Genomic DNA, 13,896 nt, shown 5'->3' on the forward strand with positions numbered 1-13,896 from the left:
GACACGTTAGGACTGCAGGCTCTTCTTCAGCGCATCCATGATGTTGATGACATTGCCGCCCTGCTTTGCCGCGGCGGGCTGCTTCTTGGCTTTGGACTTAGGCGCGTCCTTGGCCTTCGTCTTCAAGAGCTTCTGAACTTTCTTCTGCACCGTGTCCTGGACCAGCGACGGCTTCCAATTCGTCAACTGCTTGTCGATCTGCTTATCCAGCGCCGTTTGCAATTCCTTATCGGTCTTCGCCTTCTTATCGATCGTATCGACAGCGTCGCGCACCTCGTCGCCATAATGCAGCGTCCAGAGGATGATGCCCTTGCCGGATGGCTCCAGCAGAACAGCGTGCTCGCGGCGATAGAGCACTAGCCGCGCAATGCCGACGACCTTGCTGGCCCTCATCGCTTCGCGAATGACGCTGAAGGCTTCGGCACCGATCTTGTCCTCGGGTTTGAGAAAATGCGGACGATCGTACCAGATCCAGTCGATGGAGCCCGCGGGAACGAAGGTCTGAATATCGATGGTTCTGGTGCTTTCCAGAGCAACAGCATCGATCTCGTCTTCCTCCAGCAGCACGAAATCGCCGTCTTCCTTGGGAAACCCTTTCACCTGATTTCTATCCGCAACCGGACGATGGGTGACGCTGTCCACATAGCGGCTTTCGACGCGATTGCCCGTCTCGCGATTGATGACGTGGAAGCGGATCTTGCCGCTTTGAGAAATGGCAGGCGTGAGAGAGACCTTTGCCGTGACAAGCGACAGCCTCAGATGACCTTTCCAGAATGTCTGTCTCGGCATGGAAACTCCTTGAGGTGCGAGGCTGAGTTGCAGCAACCTTCTCTAATCCCCGGAGGAGACAGGAAGTTCCCAGGCGTCAGATCCAGCCATCTCCATTTTTTCGCAGCAAGGGTGTGGAGAAAGCCGCGCGCACGCGCGTCGGCCATTCGAAGTCCAGGCTTTCCAACGCGTCGCGCCAGCGTTCCGATTGCAACATCGCCGCACCGATAACGACTGGCGCGATGCCGGAGGCTTGGAGCAGCGAGAGCCCGGCGAGGATCGATGTTCCGCTGGAAATGACATCATCAATGAGCGCCACGCGCTGCCCTTCCAGAAGCGGCAACATGCGCGGATCGATATAGAGCCGCTTTTCCTGCTTCGTGGTGATGGACGACATCGGCACTGACAGCTCCTCCAGATACCAAAACTTACGCGAGGTCCCGAGCGGCACATAGCGCGAATGGCCGAGGCGGCGGGCCACCTCGCTTGCCAGCGTCAGGCCAAGTGTCGGCAGTCCCACCACCACATCCGGCTCGAAGGACTTCAGCTTGGCCGCAAGATCGTCCGCCAGAGCGCCCAGCACCGTGAAGGAAGCCTGATTGATGATCAGCGAGGCCAGCGCATGTTCTCCATCGCTCAGCGGCCGGATCGGCAGCCGAAGCTGGCGGCCATCACCCAGCGTAACCGGGTAGAAGACGACCTTGCTCCCCTCCTCGGGAAAGCTCCCGGGCTCATGCAGATCTTGCCAGAACTCGTGGGGCTTCATCGCGCGTCCTTCCTCATCACTCTTTTCCGAACCATCGTCCGATTCCTATTAAATGCCCTATTAAATCCAAAGCGCTTTTGCACTAGAAATGAGATCGACAGATGAGCCGTGTCCCTCGGCTTTGATGCACAGATCCCAAGGATTTCCCTTATGACCGCCTCGACCAAGACCGCCGACGAGCTCTCCCTTTTGACGGCGCTGCGTCGCGATCTGCATGCGCATCCGGAGCTCGGCTTCGAGGAAGAACGCACCAGCCAGATCGTCGCCTCTCTTCTGGAGGAGGCGGGCATTGCTGTCCATCGCGGTCTTGGGGTCACGGGCGTGGTCGGCACACTTCAGGTGGGCAACGGCACGCGGTGCATTGGGCTGCGCGCCGACATGGATGCGCTTGCCATGCCGGAACTGGCTGAGAGACCTTACAAGTCGGTGGTTCCGGGAAAGATGCATGCCTGCGGCCATGACGGCCACACCGTCATGCTGCTCGGTGCTGCTCGCGCGCTTGCTGCCGATCGCGGTTTCTCCGGTACGGTGCATTTCATTTTCCAGCCTGCGGAAGAAGGCCGTGGCGGAGCGAAGAAGATGGTCGAAGACGGGCTGTTTGAGCTTTTCCCCTGCGATGCGGTCTACGGTCTCCACAATATGCCGGGTCTCGATACGGACGAAATGGCAGTGGTCGAAGGACCGCAGCTTGCCTCGTCCGATAGCTGGCGGGTGGTCTTCAAGGGCGTCGGGACCCATGGGGCGAAACCGCATCTTGGCCGCGATCCGATCACCGCTGCGGCAAGCTTTCTCTCCTCGTTACAGAGCATCGTCGGACGTGTCATCGATCCGCTGCAGCCCGCCGTCGTCAGTGCCTGTTCGCTTCAGGCAGGAGACCCGAATGCCCTGAATGTCATTCCCGATCTCGTGCATATTGGCGGCACGGCGCGGGCCTATGCTGCCCATGTGCGCGATCAGCTGGAGGAAGAAATCGGCCGTCTGGCGCAGGGTACGGCGTCCATGTTCGGCATCGAAGCGAGCTACGAGTTCATCCGTCGTATTCCGCCTGTCGTCAACGATGCCCATGCGACAGAGCGGGCGCTAAACGCGGCGCGCAGCGTCTTTGGGGCGAAAGTCCGGACGGCCTTTCCGCCTTCCACCGCTGGCGACGACTTCGCCTTCTTTGCTGGCGAAGCACCCGGCTGCTATGTCTGGCTGGGCAATGGTCCTGCTGTGGACGGCGCGCTGCACCACAACACCTCCTATGACTTCAACGATGACGCGATCGCCTCCGGAGTTGCTTTCTGGAAGACCCTGGTGAAGCAGGAACTGGCAGCGGAATAGCCGGTCTTGCGCGAGAGCCTCGGGGACGAGCGTTGAAGAAAGAAATCCTCAAGCTTCTGCAAACGCAGCAAGACGGCGAGGTGCATTTGAAAGAAGACGTGGCAGCTTCGGCGCCCGCTGACGCCGAACCGATAGCAGCATATTGGTGGCGGAGCCTGAAGAGCTGTAAGCTCTACAGGGTCGCACCGCATCGGTCATCGTGCAAAGCGCCGTTGCCGATCACCCTTCTGGGCAGACTATTTTTTTTAACGCGGCAGTTATCGTCTTGAACTCCAGGTCAGGAACGTCTCTGGTCTGACACCATCCGTCCGCGCTTTCTCGATAAGCGGTTTAAGCGTGTCCTTGACGAACTCTTCCATTGTCGTGGGCAGCACCGGGCGATCATCGCGAAACTTGACCCGCCCATCATTAAGAGCCGCCGCGGTGTTCTTGTCATAGACCCACCGATCTAGCGTCCCGAACCTCTCCCGGAAGACCGTCTCGACCGCGTGACTGGTGGGATCGACGAAGCGATAATCCACCTCTCGACCGAGCGCCCGACCGATGATCGCGGCGATCTCGGACATCGTGTAATCGATGCCCAGTTGTTTCACGGACCGGTGCTCTTCAGGCGGCGTGTCGAACTCCCTGGCGGCAAAATCAGCGAGATCCTGAATGGAAACCCAAGGCGCTTTGACGTGGGGCGCAAGCGTAAAGCCGATCCTATCATGTTTGGCAATCGCCTCCGCCCATCTGGACAGGTCCTCCATGAACCAGCCACCTTGGAGGTGCACTAGCTTGATGTCCCGTAACCGGTTGAGGATCTGGTCAAGAATATGGAAGCCTTGGAAATGGCCGGTGTTGCCGGTGAGTTCGGATCCCATTCCGGTCAGGCTCACCGCAAATCTCACCGGGGAATCCCGAAGTGCGTCGAAGAACCTGAGCGCTACCGCGGGATAGTGCCCATGAAAATCCTCCGCCGTCCAAAGGGTTTTGACCATGAGGAACGCAGCGTCAGCATCTTCGAAGAACTTGGAAAGTTCACCATCACCCGTGTCGAAGCTGCCGATGAACGGTTCTGCGCCTTTCGCGACAAGCGCATCGAGGGCGGGCCCTCCTCTGGACAGGGCTTTGACGGAATGGCCTTTGGCCAAGAGGTTTTCGGTCAGTTTGGTGCCGATCCTGCCGGTCGCACCAACCACGGCAATACGCATGGCTTATCTCCTGAAGTTGTTTGACCAGGACACTAAAGGATTGCGTGGCGTGGCAGAATTGGAGATAATGCCATATGATATCGAAATCAGGCCAATCTCCGAATAAGCGACCTCCTTGTAGTACCGCTTGCGATCTCAGACTCGCGCATGGACCGGCGATGGCCATAAGGATGGACTTCGCCGACTATGAGGCCGAGGCAGACCCGCATCAGCACCCACAGGGTCAACTGATCCTGGCGCTCCATGGCGCGGTCACCTGCACTGCGGAAAGCGGGGTCTGGATCGTTCCGCCCGACTGCGGACTCTGGGTCCCCGGCGGCGTTCATCACAGCAATCAGGTCACACCCAATGCTCGTCTGACGTATCTATTCGTCGAGCCCGGCGCGGCCACGCTTCCAGACGAGTGCTGCACGCTGTCGGTTTCGCCCATGCTTCGGGAGATGATCCATCGGTTAGCGGAGCTTCCAGAACAGGACCGGCGCGACGCGCATGTAGAACGCTTGATGCGAGTGATGCTCGATGAGCTCGCGCTGATGCCGCGTCAAAGGCTGGAGCTCCCTGTCTCTGATCATCCAAAGATCGCCCTGATCGCTAGGGCGCTCCTGGCAAATCCGAGCGACCGCCGAACCCTCTGCCAATGGGCTGAGCATGTCGCCGTCAGTGAACGAACGTTAAAACGGCTTATGATCGAAAAGACCGGATTGAGCTTCGGCCGTTGGCGACGCCAGCTGCATCTGGTGATCGCGCTACGGGAACTGGCGGGTGGCGCAACCGTCCAGAAGGTGGCGAGCGACTTGGGATACGAGTCCACGACGGCCTTCATCGTCATGTTCAAGAAGGCGCTTGGTACCACGCCATCGCGCTACCTTGCCGGCGCGCAGCAGCCCTGAGAATGTGGGCCGAGATCCCGTCCCCCAACCGACATCAAGTTGACAGTGGCTCCCGCACCGTTCCCGTCAGCACATCGGCGATACCCATATCGGTCTGGTGGGGACCTGTGTTGCAGGCAAGCGTGGCGCCGAAGCAGGCCTTGAAGACGAGGTAGGGCGGCTGCCATTCGACGACCTTGCCGACGGCTTCGCGCACCGCCTCAAAGCCCGCGGCCACCTCCGTCAGAGGTGCATCGGATACGAGGCCGGAAAGCGGGAGAGGCAGCAGGGCGGTCACCTTTCCGCCTGAGGCGACGGCCATTCCGCCGCCCGCCTTGATCACGGCATTGGCGGCGAGCGCCATATCCGCTTCGTTGCCGCCGAAGACGGTCAGGTTGTGGCTGTCGTGGGAGACGGTGGTGGCGAAGGCGCCGTCCCACTTTCCCCAGCTGGTTAGAAATCCCGTTCGCGTGACAGGCTCCGCCTTACCGTGCCGGTGTGTGACAGAAATCATCGTCGTACCATCAGGAGGCACGACAAAGCCGTCAGCCACGTCAGCCTCGATCTCGCCCCACCGGGTAAAGCGCGGCCTGTCGATGGTGGCGAGCCGCACGCGTTTGCCGTTGCTCTTCACCCGAAAATCCTCAGGCGAGCGAAGCGGCAGCTTCATGGAGCCTTTCAAAGGCGCCGCGTCGATCTCGGGGATCTCCACGATCATTTGGTCTTGCTCGGCAACGGGCGTTCCACTGACCAGAACATGGCGGGCGGAGAACTGCGTCAGATCGTCGAAAACCACGATATCGGCCCTTCGCCCGGCGGCGATCAGGCCGAGATCATTGCGCTGAAGGCGTGCTGCCGCATTGAGGGTCGCCGCCTGCAATGCCCATTGCGGCCGAAGGCCGTAGCGCACCAGCCGGCGCACCACATCGTCCAGCCCGCCGCCGTTCAACAGATCGTCGGGGAAGACGTCGTCGGTGCAAAGCGTCAGCGTCGGCGGCAGATGGCCGAGCCTGTTCAGGGCCTCGACAAATTCAGGCAGCAGATGATCGTGGGAGCCGCGCAGTTCGATGGTCAACCCGGCGCGCAGCTTCGCCATCAGGTCGTCCGCTGATGTGAGTTCGTGGTCGGAGGTGACACCGGCCGCCATAAACGCGTTAAGATCGGCGCCTTCCAACCCACGCGCATGGCCGCAGATCAGCTTATCCGCATGCAGTCCTTCCTGGAGAATGGCGCTCATGCGCGGGTCGCGCTCGATGACACCGCGCATATTCATGACTTCGGCAACGCCGCCGACTTCAGGCCAGAAGAGAATCTCGGCAAGCACCGCCGCATCGAAATCAGCACCCGCCCGTTCAAGCCCCGGCGCCGACGGCACGCAGGAAGGCGCGAGCAGGATGGTTCGCAGCGGCAGGTTTCGGCTTGCCCGCGATGCCCAGGACATGCCGTCCAGTCCATGGACATTGGCAAATTCATGCGGGTCCCAGACGACAGTGGTCACACCCTTGGCGACGACCGCGGCAGCATAGGAAGCAGGCGTTACCATGGAGCTTTCGATATGCATATGCGTATCGATCAATCCCGGCGCGATATAGCCTCCTGTGGCGTCCAGGACCTGCGCGGCGTCCTGTCTTGAGCCGGTGGGGTGGACGCTTGCAATCAGCGGACCAACGAGGCCGATATCGGCGGGACGCAATTCGCCCGTCACCACGTCCACCAAAGTTCCCCCGGAAATCAGGACATCGAACGGCGTGTCGCCCCTTGCCGCCGCAACCGCACGGGTGCGGAGAACGGCGTCATTCATGCCGTCGCGATCGGCAATGATCGGCTTTTCACTCATCGGCTTGCCTCTGCTTCAAGTGCGCCAAGGATGATCCTGCGCGCATATTCGGCATCGACGCTCTCGGCATAGTGGGCATTGAAACGCTCTGCATGGGCAAGCCGCGCTTCCACGACCGTTCGCCCGCGCGTGAGACCGCCCTGCAGTTCGACATCGATGCGAGCCGGTTTCCATGTGATGCTCTCAGCATCAACCACGGCCACCGCCGCGCAAGGATCGTAAAGCGCCATGGCGTCACGTCCCCGGCTGACGGCGATGTTGATAAAGCCTTCCAGCATATCGGCTACCAGTGCTGCGTTCTTTCCACCCGCCTGCCGGATAGGCGCCACATCCGCAAGCGAGGCGGTGACCTTGCGGCAGAAGTCGAGATCGACCATGCGCAGCGGAAGCCCATGGGCAATGACGATGGCTGCGGCTTCAGGATCGGCAAAGGCGTTGAATTCGGCAGAGGCCGTGTGATTGCCAAGTGTCACGCCGCCACCCATCCAGGTCAGTTCGGTGATGCGGCCGGCAAGATCCGGTCTAGCGAGACAGACTGCAGCAATGTTGGTCAGAGGGCCAAGGGCCAGAATCCTCTTTTCCTCTGCCCCGTCCGCCAACCAATGGCAGAACGCGTCGAAGGCATTCGATGGTGGCAGATCGTCCGATGCCGGAAGCGTTGCTCCCACCGTCGGGATACCGGTTTCACCCAGAATGCGTTGCGCTGTTTCGATCTCTGCGAGCGCGGGGTTCGCCCGCCCGGCGTGGATCGGGAAGCGCCACGAGAAGGTCGAGGCCGCACCCGCGGCATTCTTTTGCACCTGATCAAGCGGCGCGTTGCCGAAGACCAGAGAGACCCCGTCGATGACGTGACCGGACGCTACCACTACCAGAATGGCGGCGATATCGTCGAAACCCATATCGGTATCGATCCACAGTCCCATCTCAGCTGAACACCTTGAGAGATGCCGCCTTTTCGACGGGCAGATCGAAGGGCAGCGTGGCGCCGATCTCATAGGACGGCAGGCTCGCATCCACCTCGGCCTTGATGGCGCCGAGCGCGCTGTCGAGCAGATATTCTCGCGTGTTGCCTGCAAAAGACGTGCCGCGCACGGTGCCCTCGAAAGGACCTGAACCGAGGGTTACCATGCGCGGCCTCCATGCCAGTCCCGCCGTACTCGGAACATGGCCAGAAAGCGTAACTCGTCCTGCATCCGTCTTCAGCTCTGGACCTTCCAGACGGAAGATGTTTTCAAAGCCGACAAAGTCGGCGACGAAGGAAGAGACAGGTGCATTATAGATCTCTTCCGGCGTGCCGATCTGCTCAATTGCGCCGTTCTTCATCACGACTATGCGATCAGCCAGCGCCAAGGCCTCGACCTGATCATGGGTGACGAAGATCATCGTTACACCGGTCGCCTTCTGCACCCGCTGCAACTCGGTGCGCATTTCCAGTCGGAGCCGGGCGTCAAGGTTGGAGAGAGGCTCATCGAGCAGAAGAACCTTGGGATCCATGACCATGGAGCGCGCAAGCGCCACGCGCTGCTGCTGGCCACCGGATAGTTCCGCTGGCTTGCGCGAGGCAAAGGTGGAGAGACCGACGGATTTAAGGCCCGACGCCACTTTTGCATCCAGCTCTGCACCCGTCAGGCCCTTAAGCCGCAGACCGAAGGCAACGTTTTCATAAACGGTCAGATGCGGAAAGAGCGCATAGGACTGGAAGACCAGACCAACGGCACGCTTGTTGGCAGAGACACGGGTGATATCGGCACCATCCAGATCGATACGACCGCCCGCAATCGGCATCAACCCCGCAATGGCACGCATCGTGGTGGTCTTGCCGCAACCCGATGGCCCGAGCAGCGCCAGAAGCTCGCCCTTGCGGATATTGAGATTGAGCTTGTCGACGGCCATGGTGGCGCCATAGGCGAGCGAAAGATTTTGAAGAGAGAGATACTGTGCGTCAGACATAGCGGGAGAACCCCAGGAAACGTTCGGCCATGAAAACGATGCCGATGGAAAGGAAGGCGAGGAGCGAAGAGAGCGCCGCAACGGACGGATCGAAGACGATTTCCATATAGCCCAGCATATCGATCGGCAGCGTGCGAACGCCAGGACCAGACAGGAAGAGCGATACCGGCACCTGATTGAAGCTGGTGACGAAGCCGAGAATGAAGGCCGACAGAATGCCGCCGCGAATGTTCGGCAGAACGACGCGGAAGAAGGCGCCAAGCCGGGATGAGCCGAGCAGAACCGCCGCCTCTTCGATATCCGAGCGCAGATTGGTGAGGCTGGCAGAGACCACCCGCACCGCATAGGGCAGGATCAAGGCGGTGTGCGCGAGGAAGAGAGCCAGGGTGATGCCGATGCCGAAGGGAACGACGAAGTATCGCAAAAGCGCCAGACCGACGATGATGCCGGGCACGATGATTGGTGCCGAAACGATGGTCCGGATCGTTTCCGAGAACGGCAGCTTGTAGCGCGACATCGCGTAAGCCGCGGGTATGCCGAGGAGCAGGGCTGCAAACGTGCCGCCGATGGCAAGAAACATCGACATGGCAAAGCTGTCGCGGAAACTTTCCACGGTGAAGACCTTGGCGATCCATTTCACCGAAAAGCCCTGCGGTGGGAAGGCCAGCGTGTCGCCAGCCGAAAACGACGCGGCAACAATGATCAGGAACGGCCCGATCAGAAAGCCGATGACCAGCATCAGCGTCAGGGGAATGAAGAGATGGCGGGTCATTTCCTGTTCCTTGCCGTTGCGATGCGCTTGAGCAGGATATTGGCCGCAAAGCTCATGACGATCAGAATGAAGGCAATGACGCTTGCGGCGACGAAATTGTTGGACACCGTGACCTGCTGATAGAGCAACGTTTCCAGCATCAGCACCTTGGAACCGCCGAGAATGGCGGGCGTGATATAGGCGGTGAGCGAGCCGGTGAAGACCAGCGTGCCACCGACGACGAGGCCTTCCTTCGTCAGGGGAATGATGACCTTCCAGAAGACCTGGAACCAGTTTGCACCGAGAACCCGCGAGGCGGCCACCACATCGCGCGGCATGTTTTCCAGCGCGCTGATCAGCGAAATGATCATCAGGGGTAGAAAGAGCTGCAACAGGCCGATGAACACAGCCGTCTCGCTAAAGAGAATGCGGATCGGGCTATCGGTCAGCCCAAGAAACTTCAGCGCTTCGTTGACTATGCCCGTGCGCCCCAGAATGACGATCCAGGCATAGGTGCGCGCCACCGGCGAAATCATCAGCGGCAGGATGACCAGATTGATCATATGCCCCTTCGAACCGGGCGGCAGGCTGACGATGGCAAAGGCGGCAGCATAACCGATGACGGCGGACACAACCGTGACCAGCGCGCCAAGTTTCAGCGTGCGCAGGAATACCGCCTGGTTCAGCGGGTCGGAGAAGAAAGTGGTGTAAGCTTGCAGCGTCCACCCATCGGCGGTGCGAAAGCCCTCCGAGAGGAGAATGAAGACCGGCACGAGAAAGACCGCCGCCGCAAAGATTGCGGCGGGCAAGGCCAGCGCCAGAGCCTCGGTCCGATTTTGAAACATGGCGGTCTATCCTTCGACAGGCTGGTCGATCACAGATGAGCTGTCATCCTCGATCTTTGGGTCCGAGGATGACGCGCGACGCAAGATTACTGACCGACCTTGGCGTTCCATTCCGACAGCCACTTGTCGCGGTTGTCGAGCGAGACGGCGGACGGGATGAGCTGCAGGCTTTTCACGGTTTCTTCGCCATAGGTGATGTTGTTCGCCACCTCTTCGGAAACCTTGACCTCCTTGTTGGTGGGGCTATCCACCAACTTGTCGGCCAGTGCCTTCTGAACGTCGGTCGAGAGCCAGAAATCCATGAATTGAAGCGCAAGATCCTCGTTTTTCGTCCCCTTCGGCACGACAAGCACGTTCATGCCGCCGGTCTGACCTTCCTTGGGCGTTGCCCATGCGAGTGGAAGATCGAGCTTGGTGAACGGCGCCCAAGAGAAGCGACCGATGGGTGCGGCCCAGATTTCTTCCTGCTGCATCAACTGCACGAGCTGCGAAGACTTCACGTAGAAGGTGACGATATCGTCCTTCTTGGCCCCGACAGCCGCGATCGGCGCTGCGAGATCAGGCGTGTCCTTGTCCATCGCCTTGCCCAGCATATAGAGCGCAGGCGGACCCTGATTGGTGGTGACGTTCGGGAAGGTGATGTGATCGACGATACCGTCCTTCAGGAGATCACCCCAGCTGTCGATCTTCATCTTGTCGGTTCGATAGACGATCGACGTCGCATAGAGATTGACGCCAACGCTCATGCCATCGCCATTCGGATCCTTGGCAATATCGTAAAGCTTCCCGATATTCGGCACCTTTGCGGTATCGATCTTCTGGATCAGGTCCTTACGGGCGGCGGAAAGCGCATCCGCCATGGAAACGATGGCGAGATCGATGACCGGGTTGGTCTTGTTGGCCTCCATCTTCGCCAGGCGCTCAACGCTGTTGCCGGTTTCCACGACCAGCTTGCAGCCGCATTTCTGCTCGAAGGGGGTGTAGACGAGTTCCTTGAATTCATCCTGCGCGAAGGCATAGACGGAGATCGTCAAGGTCTTGTCCTGTGCCTGCGCGGCCCCGAGCGACAGCATCAGCGCCGTGCCGGATGCGAAAAGGATCTTTTTCATGATGTATGTTCTCCAGCTGTGGGTTTTTTATCTTCAGTTTGCTTCTTGTTATTGGCGGCGGAGGAGCGACGAATGACGAGCTCCATCGCCACTTTGGAAATATCCGCGACCACGCCGCCCGCGGCGGGCCGGTTTGCAGGGTCATCACCATCAATCGCGCGAACAAGAGCGGTAACGGCGACTTCCGCAATGCGTGCCATATCCATGCGAATGGTGGTGAGCGACGGCGTGACCACGGATGCCCAGATGAGGTCGTCAAAGCCGGTGACACTTGCCTCATCCGGCACGGCGATACCCTCATCCTGAAGTTCGGTGAGAACACGCAAGGCATGCAGATCAGATGCGGCGGCAAAGGCGGTAAACCCCTGGCGCACCTTGTCCGCCACGCCGAGCCGGCAGCCTTCACCATGGCGCTCTTCAAGCGACGCGATCCAGAGCGTTTCGGTTCGGGCGGAAGCGGTCAGTCCGGCGCGAATGCCACCGATGCGATCGTTCTGCACATTGGAATCCGGATTTCTGGCGATCATCACGACATTGCTGTGTCCGAGCCCAGCAAGATGCCGACCGATCTGCACGCCGCCATCCCAATGGTCGGCAGCCACGGTGTTGCCGGGCGTGGAAGGAGAGTCGATCACCGCAACCGGGCAATCCACATCGGCAATCCTGGTACCGCGACGGGGGACGACGACCATGCCTTCGACCCCACGTTCGATCAACCGGTTGATTGCATCCGTCTGCTTGGCAATCTCCCCATGGGAGTCGGCGATCAGAACGCCGTAGCCAGCATCGGCCGCGGCCTTCTCGATGGCTTGAGCGATCTGGGGAAAGAGCGGATTGCCGATATCGGGAAGCACGAGGCCAAGAACGCCACTGCGCCCCGTGCGAAGCGCGCGGGCGGCAGGACTGGGCACATAGCCCATCTCCGCTGCCATCTTGCGAATGCGCTCACCAAGCTCCGCCGAAACACGCCCTTTGCCGGAAAGGGCGTTCGATACCGTCGCGCTCGAGACACCGAGTACCGCGGCAATTCCGTGCAGATTTGCGGCGGGCTTTTGCAAAGCCATGATCTTGCGCCCTTGCTTAATCGTTTAAGCAAGCTAGTGCAAACCGTCTCCAATGTCGAGTCCGGCTTGCGATTTTTCGTGGGGTGGTGCGTGTCGACGATCCGTGACGATCCAAGCGCGCCATTAACCTTGCTCGGCGGTCGCGGCATGCAGGCGCTGTTTGAGCAACAACAACGCCAGGATCATTCTACAAAATTGATCAACAATAAAATCTTTTGGCTGTGGCGTGAGCAAAGGCGTTGCTACGTTTGAATTGCTCGGGGAACACGCGCTGAAAGGTGGAAACGATGACAGCGACAGTGACTTACATTCACGAGGAGCGGGAGAAACTCGCCCTGGAAGCTGCGGAATTGAAAACGGCCATGCGCCAGGTCGCAGGCGGCGTCAGCATCATCACGGCGGGTCATGGCGTCCATCGCACGGGAGCGACCGTCACGTCAGCCACGGCGCTCTCGATGGAGCCGCCAACGATGATCGTCAACATCAACCGGTCGTCTTCGACATGGCCGGTCATCGCGCGCTTTAATCACTTCTGCGTTAACATCCTGTCCGGTGAACAGGAAGATGTCGCATCCCGCTTTGCAGGCGTTGGCGGACTGAAGGGTGCGGAGCGCTATGAAGGAGCCGACTGGTTCGATCTGGAAAGCGGCGCTTCGGGCTTACACGGCGCGCTCGCGGTCATCGACTGTGCCGTAGAGGATGTCGTGGAGCGTCACACCCACGCCATCGTCATCGGCCGGGTTCTCTCCGTTACCCGTGGAGACGGACGCCCGCTTCTCTACCACGCCGGACAATATCTTCAGATCTGACGAGAGTGACGCTTGCGCAGCGCGATTGCATCACGCTGTCTTGTTCACCGGCTCTTCACCGGTGTTCGCCGCAAACTGCTCAAGCGTCATCGTGTCGAGAACGGCTGCCATGGCATCCCGGACATCCGTCATCGACCGGCGGACCTGACAGGCCGCCGGATCGGAACAGTCCTCGCAGGCCTCAAAGGCCGTACGGCTGGCGCAGCGAATAGGGGCGAGCGGCCCATCCAGGGCGCGAATGACCTGGCCGATATAGATATCGGATGCCGGCTTTGACAGCGCATAGCCGCCGCCCGGTCCCTTCTTCGACCGCAGCATGCCCTCGTTGCGAAGCTCCAGCAGAATCGCGTCGAGAAACTTTTTCGGGATATTGTTGCGCGCGGCAATGTCGCTGACAAACGCGGTCTGCCCCTTATCGAGGCTCGCGAGGTCGATCATGGCTTTGAGACCGTATTTACCCTTTTTCGTTAGCATCGGCGTCTTTCACATCCAGCAGGTCGCGTTTCATCAAGCAGTAGCTTGACCCGACATACTGCTCGGCACCTGAACTTTCAATGAATTCCATGAAAATTATCGAATAGATCGGCCCCGGTAACTCGGAAATGGTCTATT

At 59.8% G+C, this 13,896-nt stretch carries 15 protein-coding genes; 4 read left to right on the forward strand and 11 right to left on the reverse strand.

Annotated elements, in window-relative coordinates:
• Nucleotides 1–6: 6 nt before the first annotated feature.
• On the reverse strand, nt 7–789 hold the full coding sequence (gene ku, locus PVA19_RS20270; protein ID WP_116492545.1) for a non-homologous end joining protein Ku: 783 nt from the start codon (nt 787–789) through the stop codon (nt 7–9).
• A 76-nt stretch (nt 790–865) separates the two neighbouring features.
• On the reverse strand, nt 866–1,534 hold the full coding sequence (locus PVA19_RS20275) for a phosphoribosyltransferase (protein ID WP_274103967.1): 669 nt from the start codon (nt 1,532–1,534) through the stop codon (nt 866–868).
• 150 nt (nt 1,535–1,684) lie between these two features.
• Here PVA19_RS20275 and PVA19_RS20280 point away from each other — a divergent pair, with 150 nt between their 5' ends.
• Complete coding sequence (locus PVA19_RS20280) at nt 1,685–2,857, forward strand: M20 aminoacylase family protein (RefSeq protein WP_274103968.1); 1,173 nt, start codon at nt 1,685–1,687, stop codon at nt 2,855–2,857.
• Between the two features lie 257 nt (nt 2,858–3,114).
• Here PVA19_RS20280 and PVA19_RS20285 read toward each other — a convergent pair whose 3' ends face one another.
• A complete protein-coding gene (locus PVA19_RS20285; RefSeq protein ID WP_274103969.1) occupies nt 3,115–4,050 on the reverse strand; it encodes an NmrA family NAD(P)-binding protein in 936 nt (311 codons plus the stop codon).
• 74 nt (nt 4,051–4,124) lie between these two features.
• On the opposite strand from PVA19_RS20285, the gene PVA19_RS20290 reads away from it, so the two are divergent.
• Nucleotides 4,125–4,940, forward strand: coding sequence for an AraC family transcriptional regulator (locus PVA19_RS20290; protein WP_274103970.1), 816 nt, complete (start codon nt 4,125–4,127; stop codon nt 4,938–4,940).
• A gap of 34 nt (nt 4,941–4,974) precedes the next feature.
• Here the strand turns inward: PVA19_RS20290 and PVA19_RS20295 are convergent, their stop codons facing one another.
• The 7 genes from PVA19_RS20295 to PVA19_RS20325 form a co-directional block, all read right to left on the reverse strand.
• Nucleotides 4,975–6,756, reverse strand: coding sequence for an adenine deaminase (locus PVA19_RS20295; RefSeq protein WP_274103971.1), 1,782 nt, complete (start codon nt 6,754–6,756; stop codon nt 4,975–4,977).
• Entirely contained in the window at nt 6,753–7,679 is a 927-nt protein-coding gene (locus tag PVA19_RS20300) for a nucleoside hydrolase (RefSeq protein ID WP_274103972.1), read from the reverse strand. The genes PVA19_RS20295 and PVA19_RS20300 overlap by 4 nt, the downstream gene beginning before the upstream one ends.
• A 1-nt stretch (nt 7,680) precedes the next feature.
• Nucleotides 7,681–8,706, reverse strand: a complete 1,026-nt coding sequence (locus tag PVA19_RS20305; RefSeq protein WP_274103973.1) for an ABC transporter ATP-binding protein — start codon at nt 8,704–8,706, stop codon at nt 7,681–7,683.
• Nucleotides 8,699–9,478, reverse strand: coding sequence for an ABC transporter permease (locus PVA19_RS20310; protein ID WP_062600489.1), 780 nt, complete (start codon nt 9,476–9,478; stop codon nt 8,699–8,701). Before PVA19_RS20310 ends, PVA19_RS20305 begins: the two co-directional genes overlap by 8 nt.
• On the reverse strand, nt 9,475–10,302 hold the full coding sequence (locus tag PVA19_RS20315; RefSeq protein ID WP_062423563.1) for an ABC transporter permease: 828 nt from the start codon (nt 10,300–10,302) through the stop codon (nt 9,475–9,477). Before PVA19_RS20315 ends, PVA19_RS20310 begins: the two co-directional genes overlap by 4 nt.
• 86 nt (nt 10,303–10,388) lie before the next feature.
• The gene (locus tag PVA19_RS20320; protein WP_274103974.1) at nt 10,389–11,411 is read right to left on the reverse strand and encodes an ABC transporter substrate-binding protein; all 1,023 of its coding nucleotides are present in this window, start codon (nt 11,409–11,411) and stop codon (nt 10,389–10,391) included.
• A complete protein-coding gene (locus tag PVA19_RS20325) occupies nt 11,408–12,475 on the reverse strand; it encodes a LacI family DNA-binding transcriptional regulator (RefSeq protein WP_274103975.1) in 1,068 nt (355 codons plus the stop codon). The genes PVA19_RS20320 and PVA19_RS20325 overlap by 4 nt, the downstream gene beginning before the upstream one ends.
• Nucleotides 12,476–12,565: 90 nt before the next feature.
• On the opposite strand from PVA19_RS20325, the gene PVA19_RS20330 reads away from it, so the two are divergent.
• Both PVA19_RS20330 and PVA19_RS20335 read left to right on the forward strand, forming a co-directional pair.
• The gene (locus PVA19_RS20330; RefSeq protein WP_274103976.1) at nt 12,566–12,727 is read left to right on the forward strand and encodes a hypothetical protein; all 162 of its coding nucleotides are present in this window, start codon (nt 12,566–12,568) and stop codon (nt 12,725–12,727) included.
• 35 nt (nt 12,728–12,762) lie between these two features.
• Nucleotides 12,763–13,284, forward strand: a complete 522-nt coding sequence (locus PVA19_RS20335) for a flavin reductase family protein (protein WP_274103977.1) — start codon at nt 12,763–12,765, stop codon at nt 13,282–13,284.
• 30 nt (nt 13,285–13,314) lie between these two features.
• On the opposite strand, the gene PVA19_RS20340 is transcribed toward PVA19_RS20335, so the two are convergent.
• Nucleotides 13,315–13,758: an RrF2 family transcriptional regulator gene (locus tag PVA19_RS20340; protein ID WP_062423567.1), complete on the reverse strand. Its 444-nt coding sequence runs from the start codon at nt 13,756–13,758 to the stop codon at nt 13,315–13,317.
• Nucleotides 13,759–13,896 lie beyond the last annotated feature (138 nt).

The sequence above is a fragment of the Agrobacterium sp. CNPSo 3708 genome (genome assembly GCF_028674915.1).
Classification (GTDB): Bacteria; Pseudomonadota; Alphaproteobacteria; order Rhizobiales; family Rhizobiaceae; genus Agrobacterium; species Agrobacterium cavarae.